Source organism: Embleya sp. NPDC001921, from assembly GCF_053594475.1.
Genome location: NZ_JBSFEO010000060.1, coordinates 15706 through 38430, shown reverse-complemented (window position 1 = coordinate 38430; position 22725 = coordinate 15706). Strand labels below are relative to the sequence as shown.

The following is a 22725-nucleotide window of genomic DNA, read 5'->3' as shown; positions in this document are numbered from 1 at the left end:
CCGCCGTCCGCGCGCAGCGCGCGCACCAAGGAGACAACCCGTGCGCGAGAGCACCCCCGACGACGCCACGATCGTCGTCGTCCCGTTGACCGTCGACGCCCTGTGCGTGACGAAGGTGGTCGGCAACGACCACTTCTGGCGGCAGTCGTTGGCGTTCAAGAGCCACTGGCGCGATCCCGAACCACGCCCCATGGACACCGTGAGCAAGTTCGGCACCCACGAGCGGGAGCAGGGCGTCTACCTGCACTGGCACCTGCCGCCCGCCCTCGCCAAGGGCCGGGCCGATCTCACCGAGGGTCGCGACGCGCCCCTGTGGTACCCCAGCGTGCCCAACCGCTGGATCATCCTGCGCTACCACCACCCCCGAGGAACGGCCTCCGACGTTTCCCCGCAGCCGGCCGGTTGGCTCGTGCACAGCGACTTCCTGTGCGACAAACCCGCGAGTTCCGGCGGCGCGACCTCCCGGGTCGGCCCGCGAACGTGGCTGGGCCGCAACGAGTCGCTGACCGAGGAACCCACCGCGCCCGCGCCGGCCACGACGCTGAAACCGCTCACCGTCCTGGGACCCGGGCTGCCCGCCTTCGCCGCCTTCCAGCCCTACTGCGCGGACGTGTTCTCCTTCCACGACCCGCTGTGCGACAGCGCGGGCAACCCCGCCGCGCTGCCCGCGGCCGATCTGAGCTACCTGGTCGCCGGTTGGCACACCGACGCGGCCGACGATCCGGTCGACCCGCGGCAGATCGATGCCCTGCTGAGCTTCTTCGCGGGCTCCGTACCCGTCGCCGCGCGCTCCCACGAAGCCCTCGGCCACCTGGGCTGGGAGATCACCCCCGAGCCCGGCTTCGCCGGCGGCGAGCGCTCCCTGTACGGCGGCACCGTGTTGGCGCTGAGCTGGGACAAGGACGCGAAGATCGCGCCGGAGTCCGGCAAACCCGACGGCCACCAGGACATCAAGCTCGCCGTCGGGCACGACATGGGCCATGCCATGGCAGCGCTCGTCACCGACAGCCTGCCCACTCCGCCCGACGCCGCCGACGCCGACGGGGGCGTCGATCGCGGCGCGGGCACCGACTTCCACGCCTTCCACACCGGTCACCTCGCCTCCCTCGACGACGCCGTCACGCCCGAGGCCGAGGGCGAACTCCTGCACACGGCCACCCATCAGGACTGGTTCGCCCCCGCCCGAGCCGGCACCTGGTGGAAACTCACCCGCACCGACACCGACACGAAACCCGAACACCCCGGCGAAGCCGAGCCCCCGCCCTACCCCCGGGCCGAACTGGCCGCGCTGAACAGCGCGCAACGCGCCCTCGACGACACCACCGACCGGATCGACTCGCTCACCATCCGGGTGAGCGATCTGTGCTGGCTCCAGGGCCTGTACGCAGAGGCCTCGGACAAGCCCGACTTCGACATCGACACCTGCGAGGCCGAACTCGACCCGAACAGGCCCGAGTCGACCGTGGCCCGACTCGTCGCCGCCGGCGCCCGGGAGTCGACCCTGCGGAGCACCCGCGACAGCCTCCGGGACAGCCTGCGCGGCGGACTCCCCCAGGGCTGGGACCTCTCTCAGGGCCCGCACGACCCCTACCACGCGACCAACGACCCCACCCTGCTGATCCGCGGCGCCGGTACGCCACTCGCCGACTCGTCGGCGACCACCGCCACCGCGCTGCCCTGCCGGCACACGGGCGAGGCGCTGACCACGGCCTCGGTCGACGCCGCCCACGCCGGCGCCTCACCCGCCTGGACGGCCACCGCGCCCGACTCTCCGCCGGTGCCCCCGCGCTGGGACACCGCCGTCGCCGACCTCCCCGCCTCGATGCGCGCCGCGCTGACCGCGCTCGCCCGGGAGTTGTACACGCTGCACGCCCTGTCCCACTACCTGCGCGAGGCCGGCGACCTCGCCGTCGGTACCCGACTGTCCGCCAACGCGCGCGTGTCCGCCCCCGCGAAGGAGCGCTGGCCGATCACCGACACCGTGTGGGAACAGCCCTGGCGTCCGCTGAGCCTGGCCTGGAAGATCGTCTGCCACCCGCTGCCGTTCGAGGACGCCGACGGCCGGCCGCTGTGGGACTTCGACGGAAGCCGGCGCCGGCTCAGGAGCACCCCGACCGGTGACCCGTTCGAGTTGCAGGGGCGCAGCCTGATCAGCGCCGTGCCGGTGAAGACCCTGCAACGGCGGATCGACGCCTACCGCTCCACCTACCCCGACACGCCCGACACGTTCGACGAGTTCCGCCGGCTGGCCGGCACCTGGAACCTGGCCTCGCAACGGTTGACCGGACTGCGCGCCGCGCTCCTGCACCGCAGCCCCGGGTACCACCTCGACCCGCTGCCCCCGTTCCTGCCGCAGGCCGCCGGGTACGCCCCCGATCCCGAGCGGGGCACCTACCAGCCCATCCCGGCGGCCCAGTTCCGGCTGAGCGAACTCAACGTCGTGGACACCTTCGGGCGCGCCGTCATGGTCGTCGACCGCTCGAACGAGGGCAACTATCCGCTCATCCGGCCGGACGGCATGATTCCCCGGCACCCGGTACCCGGGGAGGAGGGCGCCAGACTGGTGGAACTGGCCCCGCGCCTGCCCCAACCGGCCAGGCTGTGCGTCACCCCGCTGTCCTACACCGCGGCGACCACCGACCTGGATCACGTCGTCGACACCGACAGCGACCCGCTGCTGGTCGCGGACACCCCGGTGGCCGGCTGGCTGGTGACCCGCCGCACCGGGGTGGGCGCGCACCCCGCCACGCACTGGGTGCTCGCCGTCTACGATCCGCGGGGTCGGGCGCTGGGCGAGGTCCGCTACCTCGCCGGACCCGCCTCCGACGGCAGCCGGGACGCGGTGACCTGGCTGCCGCTGCCCGACTCGCCCCGGCCGACCCCGCAATCCCTGTACGACGGCGCGTTCAGCGCCGCCCATCCCGCGCTCGCCGGCTTCCTCCAGGCCCTGGTCGACCTCGATCCCGACGCCATCGCCGCCGGCACCCGGCCCGGCACCGAACGCCCCGGCCGGCTGATCGACCTCGCGGACACCGTCGACACCACCTTGATGTCCACGGCGCACCGCCCCGGCCCGACCCCCATCGGCGCCGGACTCGCCGCCGGCCGCGCGCTGGCCCTGGTACGCCTGCGCGTGCACCTCGAACTCGCCGGCGATCCGCGCACCGACCCGCACTGGGACCGCGTCTTCGCGTCCGCCGACCAGACCGACCCGCACCGGGTGGACCGCCGCTGGCCGGTACGCGTCGGCGCCGGTGGCGACCGCGACGACGGCGTGATCGGTTACTTCACCGCCGCCGACCCGCTTCCGGCCCAACCGGGCAGCACCGACTACACGCTCCTGCACGCCGTGCACCCGCCGACGCGGCCGGTCGGGCGCTACACCACGCCGATCCACGACGGCTCCGACCTCACGGTGCCGGCCCGGCCCGCCGCGCTCACGGTCGACCCGCGCGACGCCGCGTACCTCACCGCCCTCGTCGACCCGAACGCGACCATCACCGCGCACACCGACATCCTGCCCGTGGTGCGCCGGCGCGTCCCGCCCGCCGCGGTCGCCGAACACCTGAGCCGGCTGACCCTGGCCGTGCCGATCGCCCCCGTCCTGGTCCGTACGCTGCCCGCCGACACCCGGCCGCCGCACACCGGGGCGCTGCCGCAGCTGACCCTGCCCACTCCCGACGCGGCCGGCGACTGGCACTTCGCCACACCGCCGCGCCCGGGCGCCGCGCAGGCCGACCCCGCGGCGTGGGACCACTACACGCTCGCCGCGGGCACGGGCCAGGCCCGCCTGCGGAACACCGCCCCCGACGCCCGCAGCGGCTACCTCACCCTGACCCAGAAGCAGTCCGGCGCATCCCCGGAGGATCGATGACCCCGCCCCTCGACGAGCAATCCGCAGACGACCCGCTGATCACCGAATTCGCGCCGGACAGCCCGCAGATCGCACACGGCGCGTCGGTCAAGCTCACCTGGCACGGCCCGGAGGGCGATTGCAGCTACACCCTGTGGCGCTCCGACCAACCGGGCGAGCCGACCCCGATCGTGCCCGAACAGGTCGGTGCGGCCTGCTCGTTCGTCGCGCAGGACCTCACCCGGGCGGCGACCGCGTTCCTGCTCGTGGTCTCCGTACCCGGCAACATCGAGGACCGGGCGGTGACTTCCGTCATCGTCACCGACGGCGACGTCTTCGCGGGCGCGCTGTCCGCGACCGGGAAGACCACCCTCCTGCGGACCCCTCGGGACGTCCCGGTCCCCGGCCCGTCCGGGACCACCTACACCGCGGCCACCGACGGCTTCCTCGCGGCCAACGTCACCACGCTCACGGCGGGCGCGCGCGCCACGTTGACGATCGACATCCGCCCCACCGGCAGCGGATCGCCGCTGACCCGGGTGCTGAACGCGGACGAGGCCCAGGTCCACGTCGACACCCTGCTGCCGGTGCCCACCGACGCGGACCTGACCGTGTCGCTCACCGGCGACCGGCCCCGCGCCGACATCGTCTGGATCCCGCTGGGCAACGGCGATCTCACCCCGCACCCCGGATGAGGACACCACCCATGGCCGATTCCGACGCCGCGTTGCTCGACTACACGATCGACCCGGACCATCTCGACGCCGAGGCCCGCGACACCGGCTTCACCGTGACCGCGCGCAACAACACCGGCGGACCGGTCGCCTGCACCGACATCCTGCTGCGGGTGCCTCGCGGTCGGGGGGCCGGCCAACTCACCACCCAGGACGACCAGGGGGTGGACCTGTCCGTCACGGACGGTTGGAGCTCCGACGCGCAGGCCGGCACCGATCACCTGGACCTGTCGATGAGCGCCGACGACCCGGACGCGGTACTTCCGGCCAACGGCGAACTCGGTTTGACCGTCGGCGGGTTGACCGTGAACGGGGTCACCGGAACGGTCTTGATCGAGGTCCGCGAGACGGTCGACGACCGGCCCCGGACGGCGTCGCTGACCTTGAACAAGAACCCGGCGGGCTTCGTCTTCCGCGACTTCCGCCCCGACCCCTACATGGTCGACCCCGACCACCAGCACACCGGCCTGACCTGGACGGCACAGGCACCGGCCGGGGTGGACGCCACCTACACGCTCACCCACAGCACCGAGCACGGCACGCCGGTCAGCCACGACGTGACCCACTGCGGGGGTCGCTGGACGCTGACGCCGGTGGCGGACACCGCGTGTGTACTGAGCGCGCTGCTCACCCCGCAGGACACGACGATCCCGACCACCACCGCCGCGCTGAGCACCTTCGTGCTCGTGGCCGGCCCCGCGATCAACGCGGGTCGGCTCTCGGCCGACGGGACGGTCCGGCTCCTGGGCCGACAACACACCGGCGGGCCGGTGGCCGGGTACACCTCGCACGATTGGCGCAGCGCCGGGATCGACGGCGACACGTTCACCGCGCACACCGACGGGCTGCTTCTGGCCACCGCGCGCTCCCGGTTCGCGAACACGCGGCTGACCTTCGATCTGGCGCTGCGGGCGCAGGCCGGCACCGATCCGGTGTACGCGCTGACGTTGTCGGCAGGGGTCGGCGCGCGCACCACGACGCTGCCGGTACCGGCGGGACACGTGGTCACCGTGGCCACCGGGGTGCCCGATCCGCACCCGGACCTCCCGTGGTACGTGATCGTGCTCGACTGGCAACCCTGGGGAGGGGGGCGACTCGTGCGCTGAGCTCCCGTCCCGGCCGCCGCGACGCGGCCGGGACGCGGCGCGCCCGCACCGTGCGCGGGCTATTCGGCGGCGGCGAGGAACTCGGGTGCCGTCGGACGCGGGGTGAACACGTACGCCGAGTCGCCGGTGTTCTTCGCCGTCACCGTGAACGCGTGCTCCTCCCGTCCGTCCGCTCCCGCGTACACGCGCATCACCTGCTCGCCGTCCTGCGTGTCGTAGCCCAGGAAGGCGGCGCTCACCGGGGTGCCCAGCCCGGGGACGGCGGACACCCGGCCCGAAGTGTGCGTGGTCGAGTCCCAGACCGCGTAGGCGCACTTCTCGTCGGCCGTGGATCCGAACAACAGGACGTCGGAATCGGCGAGTTCGCAGGCCGCCGTCAGCGTCAGGGTCGATGGCACCCGGAACGGGTCGGTGTCGCGGGCTTTGAGTTCGCCCGAGGTGTGCAGCCAGGACACCCGTCGGTAGTGGCCCGGGCCGACGGGCAGCACCGCGTGGAAGGTGTAGTCCGACCGGCCCACCTCCTCGTCGAGTCGGAACAGCGCGACGGGGCTCTGCCCGTCGAACGCCTCGGACAGGCAGGGCCACAGCGTGCGGTAGCCGATTCCCGTCGCGGAGAAGGGATATCGGTGCGGAATACCCTGATCGGTCCACTCCTGGATCGGCTTGCCGTCCGGGCCCTGGAGGATCCGACGCACCAGGTCGTTCCCGTCGAAGACGTAGACGAGGGGTTCACCGGATGGTCCCTGGCCCGCGGCCATCGCGGTCGGCGCACTTCTCATCGTCGGGTCTCCTTCGCCTCGCAGCGTTGTCTGGTTTCGGCGTTGTCCGAGATCGGCCGGTCGTGCGATCTGCCATTGCCCGTAAGGAAGTTCGCGATCCTCGGCGATCCTCTGCGACCCGGATCGATCGGCGCGCTCCGCCCGGACGACCAAGACATAGCCACGACACAAACGCGCCAAACCATGATGGAACCGCGTGGGGGATTGCCTTTGCGCAGGCGCGCCGTCAGGCTCGATGGCGGCAGGTTGCTCGACGAACTCGTGGTGGATACGGACTCGTTGCCTATACCGCCGGGTTCGTCGTGGGGAGATCCGACGATCGGGGAGGTTGTTCCTTCGTGGCGGTCGAGCCGGAAGAAGACATCGAATCCCAACGGGCGGAGCTGGGCCGGATCCTCGGCCTCGACGCTCCCGTGTCCGAGGACGTACTCCGGGCCGCCGTGGTCGACGAGACCTACGCCCGCAACATCCTCACCTGCCGCACCGATCCCGAACTGCTCGACCAGGTACTGGCCGAGCCGCCACCGGCCGCGGACCGGCCCCTGCCCGCCCAGGTGCTGCTCGCGCGCGGCGCCACGGCGTTGGCGCGCTGGGCGCGTACCGGTTTCACCGTCGTCTCCGACGAGGTGTACGCCGCCCGGACCCGGGCGTGCGGCGCGTGCCCGCACCTGAGCGCGGGCCGCGGCGGCGCCCTCCAACGCCTCGCCGCCACCGGCCTGACCGACAAGTCCACGTGCTCGCTGTGCGGTTGCGTGGCCTCGCGCAAGGCGCGCCTGCCCTCCGAGCACTGCCCGGCACCCGATCCGCACCGGCCGGATCACACCAGGTGGGGGGAGCCGGTGGCGCAGACCGGCCGATGACGCCGGCCGGGACACGGGGATCACGAATCGTCGCCCTCGGCGGCCTCCGGCAGCACGCGAAGGAGACCCGATGCAGAACGCGGACATCGACGCCCTGAAGCTCGTGGGCCTCACGATCACGGACGGCACGTACCACTTTCTCGGGGAGACGAACGACCCCTCGGACAAGATTCGCGAATACCTGGCCCCCGGCAGCGGGGAGTTCGAGGCGACGTCGGCGACCGGGACGTCTCGTGCGAACGTCGCGGGTCACTCCGATCTGACGTTCGACACGACCTGGAACCTCGCGTACTTCTCCGACGGCGGTCAGTGTCTGGAGATCGCGCGCAAGGACGGCAAGGTCTTCGGCAGCTTTTGGGATTCCACCAGGAAGGAATACCGTTCGTTCTTCTGGTCGGCGCCGGGCCAGGCGTTGTTCGCCGCCCGCATGGATTCCGCCACCGTCGACAAATATGGTGCTCCGACCGACGGTTCACGCTATCTCGTCGATCCGGTCTGGTTCTCGATCGGCACCCCGTCGTCGACCCCGTTCTCGGATTTCGTGGTCGGTGAGGACGAGAAGGTTCTATTCGGGTTGCAGGACACGGGCCCCACGAGTTCCCTGGTGTGGGGCGATCTGCATCCCGGATCGGGGCACGGTGACGCCGGGGTGTTGAGCGTGGGCGGCGTGGACTTCGGGGTGGCGCGCCGACTCCTGCTGGTCACCACCTCCCGGGATCACTACGTCGTCGGGACTCCCGACGGTGTGCACGGGCCGGTCAAGCGCTTCGACGTCGATCAATTCGTGTCGGCGGCCGACATCACGGTTCCCGAGGGATGGGAGTTCCAGGGGCGCCCCGTGGTGGTGCCCGCGCAGCCGACGCAACGTGTGTGCGCGCTCGTCCGCAAGGGCCGGACCTGGGGGATCGTGGTGGCCGACGTCGAGGAGTTCGTCGAGAACCGGGCCGCGGTGATCACGCTTCCCGACGCGTACGTGGTGGCGCCGCTCGCCGTCCACCCGCGCACCGGCGCGGTGTACGCGATCTGCCTGTCCGCCTCCAGCCCGGGCAAGACCCTGCTCCAGGTGGTCCAGGCCGACGCGTCGAATCCGAAGGCATCCCCGACGCCGGTGGCCACCTGGTATTCGTCCCTGGATCTGTATTCCGACAATCCCGAGCACCTGTGGTGCTACAGCTGGGGGTAGGAGAACCCGACCCCGCCTGTCGAGAGGAAGAGGGAGCATGGCGGATCCGTACGACCAGGCAACCTGCGAAAAGAACATCGAGGAGGGATATCACATCCCTGCCTGCAACAAGGTCTCGGGGGATCTGGCGCACCACTGCGAGGGAGTGGCCCAGACGCTCCACGACATGTGTGTGCATGTCGGGTCGAACTTTCCGATCCAGACGACCTATTGCCTGTTCGGCAATGGCGATATCACGTACTACCCGGATTCCCGGGACCCCGCGGGCGATTGCATCGCGGCCGGCGGATCGGTGCACAGTTGCGGTTGTTGTTGTGCCTGCATGGCGCACGGCACGATGATCAAGCTGCCGGAAGGAGGCCTGGAGCGCATCGAGACGGTGGCCAAGGGCGAGCAGGTGTTGAGCGGCTCGTTCGATCGGGGCGGCGCGCTCGTCTGGGCCCCGGCGCCGGTCACCTTCAGCAACGGGACCGGCGGAGGCGACAGCCACTTCACCGTGCACCTGTCGTTCGGTCACGAGGACGGGCCCACCGGTGAGTTCGTCTGCTCCCCCGATCAACCCGTCGTGCTCTTCGACGGAAAGCTGGTCCAGGCGTCCCAACTCCACGTACGGGATCGCCTGATGAGCGCGGACGGAACCGCCGTGCCCGTGCGCTCGGTCGCCATCGGCGAGTATCGCGGCGGTTTCCATCACCTGGGCGTGGGCCGATCGGCGGACCCCGAGGGCGGCCATCTGCTGCAGGCCGCCGGACTCGTGGTCGGCGACTACTACCTGCAGTTGCGGCCCAAGCTGATGGCCGACCGGTGGACGCGGGACGCGGCCGAGCGACCGCACATATGGGATCCGGCCTACGCGCGGGCGCACGACGCGGAGAAACACCAGGCCTCGTTCGTGTTCGGCACGTCGGGTTGCGGTGGCGAGGCCGTCGCCGGCCGGGAAGGCACCTTCACGGTCTACAGCGACACCAGCGACTATCTCCAGGACGACGTCGCCAAGTTCCTGACCCCCGGGCAGGCGGAGGACGTGCTCCGGAACGGGAAGCAGACCAGCATCGGCAACCCCATTCCGAAGTTCATGGTGGAGACGGTCTTCAAACACCTGCGCGGCTTCTACCCGGATGTGGATCTGTACCTGGACTGGAACCGCATCGAACCCAACGTCTACGCGCTCCGCCGGTTCGGCCGCAACACCGTGGTGGTGACCGGGGGATTGGCCAGGTCGGGCGTACTGCGTTTCGAGGGCATGGTGATGGCCGTCGCGCACGGCGCCAATCGATTCTCCGGAGCGGAGCCGCTGGACAGCCGCGGCTTCACGGTGACCGGTCGGGCGGACTACGACGCCTTCCAGGGGATCAGTCGCACGTTCTGGTGGGACGACGCGTGGCTGCCGGGGGTGTCCGCGGCCCAGCAGCAGTTCGACGCGCTGTTCGACCTGGTGTCCGAGGAGAACGCCAAGGGCAACCCGGCGGCCGGATTCGACGAACCGTCGCTGGCGTGTCGTCGGTCGTGCATCGCCTACAGTTCCATCCTGGGTTTCCCGGAGTGCGCGGGCGGCCCGCCGCTCACCAGGATCGCGCTCGAGGACGCCGCCGCGACCGCCGACGTGCTGACGCTCGCGGTCAACCTCACCCCCGACCCGGACACCGTGACGCCCCCGGGCAACTACGTGATCACCCCGGCGGTCACGGTCGTCGAGGCCCGGATCGACGCGAAGTCGCCGTTCCACATCGTGGTCACGGCCGAGTTCAAGGTCGACCAGGAGTACCAGATCACCGTGCACGGCCTGGAATCGGAGATCGGCACGGGCGTGGACCCGGAACACGACACACTTCGCTTCACACCGCGGGCACCCGTGCTCGAGAGGTAGCGCGGACGTCGGCGGGTTCGGGGCTCGGGGCAGCTCGGCGGGCTCGCCGGCTCAGCGCTGGATTCTCGGCCCCGAGCCCGTCGACCCGCGCACGATGAGTTCGGGGCGGAAGACGAACTCCGACCGAGGCGCCGGGATACCGGCCAACTCGTCGAAGAGCGCGCGGACCGCCGCCAGTCCGATGGCCTGCACCGGCTGGCGGATGGTGGTCAACGGCGGGTCGGTGTACGCGATGAACGGCGAGTCGTCGAAGCCGATCACCGAGACGTCGTGCGGGACCGAGAGGCCGCGCTCGCGAATCGTGGTGATCGCGCCCAGGGCCATCACGTCGCTCCCGCACACCAGGGCGGTGGCGTTTTGGTCGAGCAGCGTCCGGGCGCCGGCGGCACCACCCTCGAAGGAGAAGATGGTGTTCTCCAGCAGGGCGTCGTCCTCGTCGGTGCCCAGCAGTTCGGCCATCGTGCGCAGGAAGCCCTCGGCCTTGCGGATGACCGGCACGAATCGGCGCGGCCCGGACAGCAGGCCTATTCTCTCGTGCCCGAGCTCGACGAGATGGCTGACCGCGAGCCGCATCGCGAGCCGGTCGTCGGTGGAGAGAAACGGCGCGTCCACGCCTTCCGCGTAGCCGTTGATCATCACCATCGGCACGTTCTCGGCCGACAACTTCGTGTAGCGCTCGATACCCGCCGTGGTGTCGGCGTGCATGCCCGAGACGAAGATGATCCCGGAGACCCCGCGCTCGATGAGCAGGTGGGTGAACTCGTCCTCGGTCGCCCCGCCGGGGGTCTGCGTGCACAACACCGGGGTGAACTCGCGCTGGGTCAGCGCGCTTTCGATGACCTGCGCGAACGCGGGGAAGATCGGGTTGTCGAGCTCGGGCGTGATCAGCCCCACGAGGCCGGCGCTGCGCCGACGCAGCCGGGTCGGCCGCTCGTAGCCGAGCAGGTCCAAGGCGGCCAGGACGACCCGCCGGGTGGCCGCGGACACGCCGGGCTTTCCGTTGAGGACGCGACTGACCGTGGCCTCGCTCACACCTGCCTGAGCAGCGATGTCGGAAAGCCTGGGGGTCATGGGAGACGACTCTAGTTGACCGGACGAAGGGAAAGTCATGTCGGGGAATTCCTCCTGCTGCGACACAGGTGACGGGTCGTCAGCACGCTGCGGGGCGAAGGGCGGGACGCGGCCCGCGAGGGCGGGGCGGACCGGGCCGGCGGCGGACCGGGCGGGACGCGGCCCGCCCGGACGGCCATCGCGACGAACGGAAGGGGTACGGCCGGGCGCCGGCGCGCCGAGGTCACCGTCGGCGGCGCCGTGCCCGCACACGGCGCCGCCGACGGTGCACGGCTCACTTTGTCGTCCGCTCCCACCACACCGCGGTGTCGGCCGGCAGCAGCACGCCGCCCGCCTCGGCCGCGACCAGGGGCGCACCGGCGAGCAGTTGCCGGCCGTACGCGGGGATCGTCACCGGCGCGGCGCCGAAGTTGACCACGCACACGAACTCGGCGCCGCGCTCGAAGGCGAGGCAGCCGTCCGGCGCGTCGATCCAGCGCAGCGTTCCGCCGCCCAGTCCCGGCAGGGCGCGGCGCAGGCGCAGGGCCTCGCGGTACAGCTCCAGCATCGACTCGGGCCGGCCGCGCTGGGCCTGCACGCTCAGCCCGTGCCAGTCGGCGGGTACCGGCAGCCAGCTTTCCCGCGACCCGGGCGGACCGAAGCCGAACGGCGCCTCGGCGCCGTCCCACGGGATCGGCACCCGGCAGCCGTCGCGACCGCGGTCGGTGTGGCCGGACCGTTCCCACTGCGGGTCCTGGAGGACCTCGTCGGGCAGGTCGGTGACCTCGGGAAGGCCGAGTTCCTCGCCCTGGTAGAGGTAGGCGGAGCCGGGCAGCGCGAGGGTGAGCAGCACCGCGGCGCGGGCCCGGGCCTGCCCGAGCGGCCCGCCGCCGTAGCGGGTGACGTGCCGTTGCACGTCGTGATTGGAGAGCACCCAGGTGGCGGGCGCGCCGACGTCCGCGACGGCGGCGAGCGAGTCGTCGACCACCGCGCGGAAGGCCGGCGCCGACCAGTCGGTGCCCAGGTAGTGGAAGTTGAAGGCCTGGTGCAGCTCGTCCGGGCGCAGGTACAGCGCGAGCCGCGCGGCGTCGGGCACCCAGGCCTCGGCGACCGCGACCCGATCGCCGGGGTAGGTGTCGAGCAGGGCCCGCCAGTCGCGGTAGATCTCGTGTACCTCGTCGCGGTCGAAGTACGGCAGGGCCTGCGTGCCGAGCAGGGAGATCTGCCGGTCGTGCCCGATGTCGGCGAGCGTGGGTTCCTTGAACATGCCGTGCGCGACGTCGATCCGGAAGCCGTCCACGCCGAGGTTGAGCCAGAAGGCGAGGATGTCCAGGAACTCGGCGCGGACCTCGGGGTGGTGCCAGTTGAGGTCGGGCTGTTCGGGGGCGAACAGGTGCAGGTACCAGGAGCCGTCGGGAAGCCGGGTCCAGGCCGGGCCGCCGAAGACGGACTCCCAGTCGTTGGGCGGGAGTTCGCCGTTTGCGCCACGACCGTCGCGGAACATGTAGCGCTCGCGCGCGGCGTCGCCCGGTGCGGCGGCGAGGGCCTCGCGGAACCAGGCGTGTCGGTCCGAGGTGTGGTTGGGCACGATGTCGACGATCACCCGCAGGCCCAGTGCGTGCGCCTCGCGTACCAGGGCGTCGATGTCACCGAGCGTGCCCAGGGTCGGGTCGACCGCCCGGTAGTCGGCGACGTCGTAACCGCCGTCGGCCATCGGCGACGCGTAGAAGGGAGTGATCCACAGCGCGTCCACGCCCAGGTCGCGCAGGTAGGGCAGCCGGGTGCGGATGCCCAGCAGGTCGCCCACGCCGTCGCCGTTGCCGTCGGCGAAGCTGCGCACGTACACCTGGTAGATGACCGCGTCCCGCCACCAGGGCCCGGGGTTTTCCCGGGTCCGTGATGGCTCGGGGAGAGTCAGGGGGAGGTTCATGGCTGTCCTGTCGTCCTGTCGTACGGTCGGCTCACGGTGCGTTGCGTTGCGACGCGGTGCGGTGCGGTGAGGTGCGAAGGGAGGGTGTCCGGGTGTGCGGCGGCCGGTTCCGGGGCCCCGGTGTCGGGGTCAGGATTTGGTCCCGCCCGCGGTGAGGCCGGAGACCAGGTGTCGTTGGACGAAGAAGAAGACCAGCGCCGCGGGAATGGTGATGAGCACCGAGGCCGCGGTCATCAGGCCCCACTCGCTCTTGAACTGGCCCACCCAGGTGCTCAGGCCGACCGCGAGGGTGTAGTGCTTGCGGTCGTTCATGAAGGTCGTCGCGTAGGCGACCTCGCCCCACGCGGTGAGGAAGCTGTAGAACGCGGTCACCGCGAGGCCGGGCCGGGCCAGCGGCATGATCAGCCGCCAGAACGTGCCGAACGGGGTCAGCCCGTCGACCCGTCCCGCCTCGTCGATCTCGCGCGGGATCGTGTCGAAGTAGCTCTTGAGCATCCAGGCGCAGAACGGCACGGCCACGGTGCAGTAGGCGAGGATCAGGCTGCCGTAGGTGTTGATCAGGTGCAGCTTCGCCATGATCGTGTACATCGGCACGATGAGCACGGCCACCGGGAACATCTGCACGACCAGGAAGGCCCACATCAGCGGTTTGTGGCCGGGGAATCGCATCCGGGACAGGGCGTAGCCGGCGCTCGCGGCGATGAACACGCCGAGCAGCGTGGTGCCGAGCGCGACGACGATCGAGTTGCCGAACCAGCGCACGAACGAGCCGTCGGAGAGCACGTCTCGGTAGTTGGCCAGGGACAACCCGGCGAAGCTGCCCGGCTTTTGCCAGTCGTCGCCCGGCTTGAGCGAGGTCAGCGCAACCCACAGCACCGGGAAGATCCCGATCGCGCTCGCGATCAGGAGAGCGGTGTGCAGCGCGATCGAGGCGAGCCGGCCGCGTTCGCCGCGGGCCCGCCTGCGCGGCCGAGCCGCGGGTCGCCGGCCGGGGGCGGCGGGTTCGGTCCGGACGGGTCGGGGTGTCGTGGTGGTCATGCCGCCTGCCCCTTGCGGTCGAGGGTGCGACGGTAGGCGGTCGCGAACAGGATGAGCATCGACAGGATGATCGCCCCGTAGGTCGCGGCCCCGGCGTAGTCGCGGATGTTGGCGAACCCGAGCTTGTAGGCGAACGTCACCAGGATCTCCGTGGAGCCGAACGGCCCGCCCTCGGTGACCAGGTAGATGACGGCGAACTGGTTGAACGTCCAGATCACGCCGAGCAGGATGATCGTCGCGCTGATCGGGCGCAGGCCGGGCAGGGTCACGTAGCGGAAGCGCTGCCAGGGCGTGGCCCCGTCCATCTCGGCGGCCTCGTACTGCTCCTGGGGGATCGACTGGAGCCCGCCCAGGATCGCCACCATGTTGAACGGCACGCCGATCCAGACGTTGACCATGATCACGGCGATCTTGGCCGTGGTCGGTTGCCCGAGCCAGTCGACGGGGTCCATGCCCGCGCCGCCGAGGATCGAGTTGATCACGCCGTTGTCCTTGTTGAGCATCAGCCGCCACGCGAACGCCGAGACGAACGCGGGCACCGCCCACGGGACGACGAGCATGATCCGGTACATCCCGCTGAACCGGACCTTGCGGTTGAGCAGCACCGCGAGGCCCAGGCCGAGCGTGTAGTGCAGGACGACGCACGAGACCGTCCAGATCATCGTCCATTGCAGCTTCGGGTAGAAGTTGCCGTCGCTGCCGGAGAGCACGTCGCGGTAGTTCTTCAGGCCCACCCACTCGTAGGTGGCGGGGATGTGGTTGACCCCGATCGTGCGGCCCATGTTGGCCTCGTTGATGTCGGTCAACGAGTAGTAGAGCCCGCGGACGAGCGGGTATCCCACCAGCACACCCAGGACCAGGACGACCGGGAGCACCATGGCCCAGGCGTACCAGTGCGAGTCGTACGACCGGCGCAGCCGGCGCAGGATCCGACGGAAGCGGCCCGCGGCGGGTTTGCGCGGTGTCTTGCCTTCGGGGACTGAGGGCGACCCGGGGGACTCCGGTGCCTCGATGGTGGTGGTCATGATGGTCCTGCCTCATAGCCTGCGACCGCACCGTCCGTGTTCCTGACGCAGCGTCAGCCACGGTGCGGTGCCTGGGGGTTGGGGCGGGTCGGCGCGGGGATCGAGCACCGCGCCGACCCGTGCGACGTGCGCGGACCGCCGGACGTACGCGGGGTCGCACACGCCGGTCGGGACGTCGGGGGCCGGACTCGCCGGTCGGACGCGGGGGGCGGATGCCGCCGGTCGGACATGGCGGTCCGGGCGTCTCCTCGGCCCGGGTGCGGGTGCGAGGAGACGCCCGTCGTCGCTACTTGAAGTCGGGCAGGATGCCCCGGGCCGCCTTGGCGACGTCGTCGAGACCGGCCTTGGTCGAGACCTGACCGCTGTAGATCTTCTCCATGGTCGTGTCCATCGGGTCGAACAGGTCGCTCGCGCGGGCCAGCGGCGGTCCCGGCACGGCGGTGTCGAGCGCGGCGCGGAAGGCGGTGATGGTGGGATCGGAGGGGACCGCGCCCATCGAGTACGCCTCGGCCCGGGTGGGCAACACGTGGTTCTTCTCCGCCGTGAACGCCTGGTTCTCCGGCCGGGTGAGGAACTCGACGAACAGGTAGGAAGCGTCGAGGTTCTTCGAGCCCGCGTAGACGACCAGGTTGTGGCCGCCGGTGGGGGAGCCCGCCTTGCCGGTGCTGCCGGCGGGGACCGGGGCGATGCCCAGGTTGGCCTTGTCCGCGAACGCCGGACCCTTGAGGTCGTCGCTGATCGACCAGGGGCCGTTGATCATCATGGCCAGCTTGCCCTCCTTGAACATGGCCTGCATGTTCGAGTAGGCATCCTTGGTCACGTCGGTGACCGCCGCGCCGGAGTCGATCAGGTCCTTGCCGATGCCGATGGCCTTTTGCGCCTTGTCGTCGTTGACGGTGATCTTCTTCGCCTGCACGTCGACCAGCCCACCGCCCTCGCCGTAGATGAGCGGCAGCGCGTAGAAGCCCTGCGGCTTCATGAACACGCCCGCGTTCCCGGTCTTGGCCTTGACCGCGAGGCCCGCGGCCTTGACCTCGTCCCACGTGGCCGGCGGCTTGGTGATGCCGGCCTTCGCGAGCAGCTCCTTGTTGTAGAGCAGCGCGAGGGTGTCCGTCACGAGCGGGACGCCGTAGGTCTTCTGCTTGTACTGGGTGCTCGCGAACGAGCTGGGCAGGAAGCCCTCCCGGCGGTTCAGCGCGGGCGTGCCGTCGAGCGGCTGGAGGTACCCCAGCTCGGCGAAGGCCGGGTTCCAGCCGACGTCGGCGCGCAGCACGTCCGGCGCGCCGGTACCGCCCTGGGCCGCGGTCTTGAACTTGTCGCGGGCGTCGTCGAACGGGACGTTCTCGTACTTGATCTTGATCTTGGGGTACGCCGCCTCGAACTTGGCTATCAGTTCCTTGTAGGCGGGCGCCTCGCTGGTGGAGTCGGAGGTGTCCCACCAGGTCACCGTGCCGGACACCGCCGCGGGGTCCTTGGCCGCCGCGGGCTGTCCGCCCTTGGCGCCGCCATCGTCACCGCCACATGCGGTGAGCGTGAGCGTGAGCGCCGCGGCTGCGGCCGCCGCGGAAATGCTCCGTCGCATCTGCACTCCTCGGGAATGGGTCCGGCCACCAGGGCTTCGGACCGTCCGTTGGCCGGGGCGGCCACCGGACTGCGGGAAGGAACGTAGCAACGGGAGGTCCCTCAGTGGAAGAGCTTGCAAGATATTTCCGCAACGTTTTGCGGATTGTCGTCGGGTGAGCGCGTCGGGTGCGGATGAGGTCGTGCGGGCGGCCCGACGCCGGGGTGGTGTGTGGCGGAGGCGGGGTGTCGCGGGGTGGAGCCGGCTCTCGTGGCTTCCGTTTTGTCCCCGGTCGAGACCACTCTCACGGGAAGGGCCTTGGGGTTGCCGCATATTGACGTGGTGTCAGGGCGGGCTTAGGTTCACATCGGCTTGCAAGAAGTTTCAGCAAGAGCGCGTGCGCGGGTTGCGGGATGTCGCCGGTCGATGGCTCTTCGTGCGGCGCGGGGCGTCGTTCTTCTCGGGGCGTCGTGCGCGGGGGCGGCGGTCGGTCGTGCGTCGAAAGGTGATCCGGGTGGATCTCGGGAACATCGCCAATAGTGTAAATGCCGGATATGAGGTCAATGCCGACGCCGGCACCAACGTCGGTGCCGGTGCCGGTGCCGGCGGCGGTGTCGGTTTCGAAGGCGGAGGCGCGGCCGAGGTCGGCGATGTGTTCGCGACGCGGTACGGCGCGGTGCGCGGGCATCGACGCGTTCCGGACGTGGTCGCGATCCTCGGCATTCCGTACGCGGCCCCGCCCTTCGGCGTCGACCGGTTCCGCGAACCCCGCGCGCCGGCGGCGTGGACCGGGATCCGGGACGGTTCGAGCTTCGGGCCGATCGCCCCGCAATCGGCACGCCTTCCGGGCGCACCCGTGTGGTCGCCGGGGGACGAGGACGTGCTCACCGTCAACGTCTGGACCCCGGCCCCCGCCGGCACCCGGCTGCCCGCCCTGGTCTGGATCCACGGCGGCGCCCACACCTTCGGCTCCTCCGCGCAGCCCGACTTCGACGGCGTGGCCCTGGCCCGGGCCGGACTGGTCGTGGTCACCGCCAACCACCGGCTGGGCTTCGAGGGCTTCGGGCACGTACCGGGCGGCGCGGGCGCCGGCCTTCCCGACAACCGGGGCCTGCTCGACCAGGTCGCCGCGCTGCGCTGGGTCCGGGACAACATCGCGGGCTTCGGCGGCGACCCCGACAACGTCACGGTGGCGGGCCAGTCCTCCGGCGCCACCGCCGCGGCCTGCCTGATGGTGATGGAACGCGCTCGGGGCCTGTTCCGCCGCGTCATCGCGCACAGCCCCGCGGCCCCGATCCACTCACGCGAGTTCGCCGCCGCGACGACCGCCGAGGTCGCGGCCGCGGCGGGCCGCCCGGCCACCGCCGAGGCGCTGACGGCGGCGACGCCCGGCGCGCTGGTGGCCGCCTGCGATCGGGTCGTCGACGACTATCGGCGCGATCCACACTCCGGCCGCCGGCACTACGACCCGGTCATCCACGCACCGGTGGTCGACGGCGACGTGCTGCCCGCCGACCCCCTCACCGGTCTGGCCGACGGCCGGGCGCGGAAAGTGGACCTGCTGGTCTGCCACACCGCGGAGGAGTACTGGCTCCTCGACGCCGTGGGCAGCAGCGCGAAGGTCACCACCGAACGGCAACTGGAGGTCTTCGCGGCCGACTTCGGCCTGTCCGAGGCGTTGGTGACCGCGTACCGCACGGGTATGCCGCAGGCGCCGGTCCTGGATGTCTACCTCACGATTCTCGGCGACGTGATGTTCGGCGAGTACAGCCGGCGCCTGGCCGAACGGCACGCCCGCGCGGGTGGCCGGGCCTTCCTGTCCCGATTCGCCCGCCGTCCGAACGCCCCGGGTGCGGTGCCGCGCGCCTGGCACTGCGCGGACGTCCCCTTCGCGTTCGGCAACCTCGATCTCGACGAGGTGCGATTCCTCATCGGCGGCCCACCCGACGACGCGGACCGCCGACTCTCGCAACGCATGGTGCGCACCTGGGCCGCCTTCGCCGCCGACGGCGACCCCGGCTGGCCACCCCTGGACGACACGACCCGGCACACCCACGTCTGGGACACGCGGGACCGGCCCCACGCACCCGTCCACGCACCCTGGACCGACGCGAACTTCGGCCCGCTGTACCCGTGATCCGCGCAGGCCGGGGTTCCGGACTGCCGGGCCCCGGTGATCAAGTGTCCGTATTGCCCTATCGACAGTTTCATGGGATTAACTTAGGCTCACCTAAGTCCCGGCGTGCCGCTCTGTCGACGTGCCCACCTTTCGCATCTTTCGCACGCCTGACAGGCGACTGCCCCGCACGATGGGAGTGGTATGTCGCAGGGTCTTCCTGATGACGCACCGTTGGTCCTCGACCTCGCCGGCTTCCGCCTCGGATCGTTCGACAACGCCGCGCCGGTCGTCCTCGGCGGGCACGGCGTGCGTGTCGATGTGCGGGGCCCGGTCGGGAAGTTCGGCGCTCGTCGGTCGCGTGTCCCCGATGGATCGAAGGGATGACGCGCGTCGATTCGGGCGAGGCCGCCGTCGTACACGTCGTGCCCACCGGCGCGGAGGTCCGGAACCGGCGGGTGCTGGGTCTGGCCGCGCTCGTGGCGGTCCTCGTGGTCGCGGCGCTCGTGTCGTTGGTGGTCGGTGCGCGGGCGTTGAGTCCGGCCGAGGTGTGGCACGGGTTGTTCGCCGCGCCGGACGCGGACCAACGGCAGAACGAGGTCAGGCTCATCGTGCAGACCGTGCGGGTGCCCCGGACGGTGCTCGCGATCGTGGCGGGCGTCGCGCTGGGGGTGGGCGGGGCGTTGATCCAGGGCTACACCCGCAACCCGATCGCCGACACGGGCTTGCTGGGGGTGAACGCCGGGGCCTCCTTCGCGGTGGTCTCGGTGGTCTCCGTGTTCGGGTTCGCCGACCCGACGCAGTACGTCTGGTTCGCCTTTCTCGGCGCGGGTGTTGCCGGTGTCGTCGTGTTCGGGTTGGCCAGTATCGGCCGGGGCGCCGGCAACCCGTTGACGCTCGCACTGGCCGGGCAGGGCATCACGGTGTTCCTCGCGGCGATGACCACCGCGGTCGCGTTGTCGGACAAGGCGTCGCTGAACGCGCTGCGATTGTGGAACTCGGGCTCGGTGACCGGTGTCGGATTCGACGTCATCCGGCCGGCGGCCGTTTTCGTCGGCGTCGGGCTGGTGTTGGCACTGGCCACGCTGCCCACCATCAACCTGCTCAACCTCGGTGACGACGTGGCGCGGGGGCTGGGCGTGAACATCGCGCGAAGCCGGATCATCGGCATCGTCGCGATCACCCTGCTGGCGGGCGCGGCGACCGCGTCGTGCGGTCCGATCGCGTTCCTGGGACTCATGGTGGCCCACGTGGCCCGGTATCTGACCGGGCCGGACTACCGCTGGCTTGTGCCGTACGCGGGTCTGCTCGGGGCCGTCGTGCTCCTGGTCTGCGATGTCGTGGGGCGAGTCGTGGCGCGGCCGGGCGAGTTGGACGCGGGTGTCGTCGTCGCCCTCCTGGGCGCCCCGTTCTTCGCGGCCCTGGTGTGGCGCGGAAAGTTCAAGAGGACATGAGCGCGACAGACGTCGAACGATCGCCGGTGCCGGGTGTACGGCTGGGGCACGTGTCGTTCGTATGGCGACCCCGCATGGTGCTCGTCACGCTGCTGTTGGCGGCGGCGACCTTCCTGGTGTTCTGCCTGTCCATCGGCATCGGGGACTTCCCGATCGGCCTGCCGCAGGTGGTCGCCACCATCTTCGGCCGGGGTGAGCAGGTCGACGAGTTCGTGATCATGGACCTGCGGATGCCGCGTGCCATGGCCGGTCTCGTGGTGGGGATCGCGCTGGGGGTGTCCGGGGCGATCACCCAGTCCATCGCCCGCAATCCGTTGGCCAGCCCGGACGTTCTGGGCGTCACCGGGGGCGCCAGTGCGGTCGCGGTGTTCCTGGTGACGGTCTCGGGTGGGGCGTCCGCGGCGATCACGGGCTCGGTGGGGCTGTCCGCGGCGGCGCTCGCGGGTGGTCTGGGCGCGGGTCTGCTGGTGTACGTCCTGTCGTGGCGGCGCGGGATCGACGGCCTCCGTCTCATCCTGATCGGCATCTCGGTGAGCGCCGTGACACAGGCCGTCACGACCTGGCTGCTGGTCTCCGCCGACATCAGGGATGTGGCCCGGGCCCAGGCGTGGTTGGTCGGCTCGCTGGAGGATCGATCGTGGGACGAGGTCCGGATCGCGCTGTGGTGCATGCTCGTCCTGATGACCGTCGTGGCGGTCGTCGCGTTCCAGTTCAAGCCGCTGCACTTCGGCGACGACGTCGCGGCGGGGCTCGGCGTCCGATACTCGGCGGTGCGCGCGGTCCTGCTGTTGTGCGCGGTACTGCTGGCCGGTGTGGCGGTGAGCGCGGCGGGGCCCGTCCCGTTCGTCGCGCTGGTGGCGCCACAGGTGGCGATGCGTCTGGCGCGATGCCCGACACCACCGATGGTCGCCTCCGGCCTGGTGGGCGCGTTGTTGCTGATCGGCTCGGACCTGGTCGCGCGTACGGCGTTGCCGATCACCCTGCCGGTCGGCGTGGTCACCGCCGCGATCGGCGGCCCGTTCCTCGTGTATCTGCTGGTGCGGGCGAATCTCAGGTAGCCGACACGGGGGACACAGCCGATACAGCGGACACAGCCGACACGGCCGGTGCGGGCAGCCGCGAACCCGGACGAGCCGAGACGGCGGACACAGCGGATCCCGCGGATTCCGCGGGCACATGGTCGGGCAAATCCAAGACAAGGGGACGTAGTGGCCGCTCAGTTCATGACCGAGGTCGAAGGCGGGTCCGAGGTCGACGACGTGTCACGGCTGGCAGCCGAGGGCGTCACGGTGGGGTACGGCGGCCGGGTCGTCATCGACGGCCTCGACGTGGTGATACCGCCGCGGCTGGTCACCACGATCATCGGGCCCAACGGCTGTGGGAAGTCGACCCTGTTGCGGACCCTGTCGCGGCTGCTCAAGCCGACCAAGGGCATGGTCCTGTTGGACGGCGACGACATCGGCAGGCTCAAGACCAAGGAAGTGGCGAAGAAGCTCGGGCTGTTGCCGCAGGCCCCGGTCGCGCCGGAGGGGCTCACCGTGGCCGACCTGGTCGCCACGGGTCGTCATCCGCACCAGAGTTGGCTGCGCCAGTGGTCGTCGGACGACGCCGCCGTGGTGGAGCGCGCGCTGGCCATGACCGGGGTGGCCGACCTGGCGGACCGCCCGGTCGACGCGCTCTCCGGCGGTCAGCGTCAGCGGGTCTGGATCTCGATGACCCTGGTCCAGGGCACCGACCTGCTGCTGCTGGACGAGCCGACCACCTACCTGGACCTGGCGCACGCCATCGACGTACTCGACCTGGTGGACGACCTGCACGAGGCGGGGCGCACCGTGGTCATGGTCCTGCACGATCTCAACCTGGCCACGCGCTACAGCGACAACCTCATCGTGATGAAGGCGGGGGCGATCCTGGCGCAGGGGCATCCGCGGGACGTGATCACCGCCGAGTTGCTGTACGAGGCGTTCGGGCTGCGCGCGCGAGTGATCGACGACCCGGTGGGCGACCGGCCGCTGATCGTGCCGATCGGCCGCACGCACGTGCTGCTCGGCCAGGCGTCCGGTGAAGATCAGAAACAGGAAGACCAACGATAACTTAGGCTAGCCTTGCCTAAGTTGTACCTGTATGGTTTGCCTGCCCTTTAACAAGAGGGGCGGCGAACGGCACGAA

At 70.8% G+C, this 22725-nt stretch carries 16 protein-coding genes; 10 read left to right on the top strand and 6 right to left on the bottom strand.

The annotated features are described in order from the left end of the window. Nucleotides 1-40: 40 nt before the first annotated feature. Genes ACWCPW_RS44745 through ACWCPW_RS44735 form a run of 3 tightly spaced genes read left to right on the top strand, consistent with a single transcriptional unit; the run spans nt 41 to nt 5693 of the window. Complete coding sequence (locus tag ACWCPW_RS44745) at nt 41-3874, top strand: hypothetical protein (protein ID WP_449767382.1); 3834 nt, start codon at nt 41-43, stop codon at nt 3872-3874. Beyond that, on the top strand, nt 3871-4548 hold the full coding sequence (locus ACWCPW_RS44740; RefSeq protein ID WP_449767381.1) for a hypothetical protein: 678 nt from the start codon (nt 3871-3873) through the stop codon (nt 4546-4548). The genes ACWCPW_RS44745 and ACWCPW_RS44740 overlap by 4 nt, the downstream gene beginning before the upstream one ends. Nucleotides 4549-4559: 11 nt before the next feature. After that, nucleotides 4560-5693 carry a hypothetical protein gene (locus ACWCPW_RS44735; protein ID WP_449767380.1) on the top strand — a complete coding sequence of 378 codons (1134 nt, stop codon included), beginning with the start codon at nt 4560-4562 and terminating at the stop codon, nt 5691-5693. Between the two features lie 59 nt (nt 5694-5752). On the opposite strand, the gene ACWCPW_RS44730 is transcribed toward ACWCPW_RS44735, so the two are convergent. Beyond that, nucleotides 5753-6472: a hypothetical protein gene (locus ACWCPW_RS44730; protein WP_449767379.1), complete on the bottom strand. Its 720-nt coding sequence runs from the start codon at nt 6470-6472 to the stop codon at nt 5753-5755. Between the two features lie 338 nt (nt 6473-6810). Here ACWCPW_RS44730 and ACWCPW_RS44725 point away from each other — a divergent pair, with 338 nt between their 5' ends. The 3 genes from ACWCPW_RS44725 (at nt 6811) to ACWCPW_RS44715 (ending at nt 10382) form a co-directional block, all read left to right on the top strand. Continuing rightward, nucleotides 6811-7332, top strand: a complete 522-nt coding sequence (locus ACWCPW_RS44725) for a hypothetical protein (protein WP_449767378.1) — start codon at nt 6811-6813, stop codon at nt 7330-7332. 70 nt (nt 7333-7402) lie between these two features. Next, complete coding sequence (locus ACWCPW_RS44720; RefSeq protein ID WP_449767377.1) at nt 7403-8515, top strand: hypothetical protein; 1113 nt, start codon at nt 7403-7405, stop codon at nt 8513-8515. Nucleotides 8516-8552: 37 nt separating this feature from the next. Beyond that, complete coding sequence (locus tag ACWCPW_RS44715; RefSeq protein WP_449767376.1) at nt 8553-10382, top strand: hypothetical protein; 1830 nt, start codon at nt 8553-8555, stop codon at nt 10380-10382. 51 nt (nt 10383-10433) lie between these two features. Here ACWCPW_RS44715 and ACWCPW_RS44710 read toward each other — a convergent pair whose 3' ends face one another. The 5 genes from ACWCPW_RS44710 to ACWCPW_RS44690 form a co-directional block, all read right to left on the bottom strand. Beyond that, nucleotides 10434-11453: a LacI family DNA-binding transcriptional regulator gene (locus ACWCPW_RS44710; protein ID WP_449767375.1), complete on the bottom strand. Its 1020-nt coding sequence runs from the start codon at nt 11451-11453 to the stop codon at nt 10434-10436. Between the two features lie 274 nt (nt 11454-11727). Next, nucleotides 11728-13362 (bottom strand): glycoside hydrolase family 13 protein, encoded by a 1635-nt coding sequence (locus tag ACWCPW_RS44705; RefSeq protein ID WP_449767374.1) that lies wholly within the window; start codon nt 13360-13362, stop codon nt 11728-11730. A 129-nt stretch (nt 13363-13491) separates the two neighbouring features. Then, nucleotides 13492-14400 (bottom strand): sugar ABC transporter permease, encoded by a 909-nt coding sequence (locus tag ACWCPW_RS44700; RefSeq protein WP_449767373.1) that lies wholly within the window; start codon nt 14398-14400, stop codon nt 13492-13494. Continuing rightward, entirely contained in the window at nt 14397-15425 is a 1029-nt protein-coding gene (locus ACWCPW_RS44695; RefSeq protein ID WP_449767372.1) for a carbohydrate ABC transporter permease, read from the bottom strand. The genes ACWCPW_RS44700 and ACWCPW_RS44695 overlap by 4 nt, the downstream gene beginning before the upstream one ends. Before the next feature lie 286 nt (nt 15426-15711). Further along, entirely contained in the window at nt 15712-17007 is a 1296-nt protein-coding gene (locus ACWCPW_RS44690; RefSeq protein WP_449767371.1) for an extracellular solute-binding protein, read from the bottom strand. A gap of 631 nt (nt 17008-17638) precedes the next feature. On the opposite strand from ACWCPW_RS44690, the gene ACWCPW_RS44685 reads away from it, so the two are divergent. From ACWCPW_RS44685 to ACWCPW_RS44670, 4 genes are all read left to right on the top strand, one after another. Beyond that, the gene (locus ACWCPW_RS44685) at nt 17639-19123 is read left to right on the top strand and encodes a carboxylesterase/lipase family protein (RefSeq protein ID WP_449767405.1); all 1485 of its coding nucleotides are present in this window, start codon (nt 17639-17641) and stop codon (nt 19121-19123) included. Between the two features lie 362 nt (nt 19124-19485). After that, nucleotides 19486-20556, top strand: a complete 1071-nt coding sequence (locus tag ACWCPW_RS44680; protein WP_449767370.1) for a FecCD family ABC transporter permease — start codon at nt 19486-19488, stop codon at nt 20554-20556. After that, nucleotides 20553-21614: a FecCD family ABC transporter permease gene (locus ACWCPW_RS44675; protein ID WP_449767369.1), complete on the top strand. Its 1062-nt coding sequence runs from the start codon at nt 20553-20555 to the stop codon at nt 21612-21614. The genes ACWCPW_RS44680 and ACWCPW_RS44675 overlap by 4 nt, the downstream gene beginning before the upstream one ends. Nucleotides 21615-21779: 165 nt before the next feature. Beyond that, nucleotides 21780-22649, top strand: coding sequence for an ABC transporter ATP-binding protein (locus tag ACWCPW_RS44670; protein WP_449767368.1), 870 nt, complete (start codon nt 21780-21782; stop codon nt 22647-22649). Nucleotides 22650-22725: the final 76 nt, after the last annotated feature.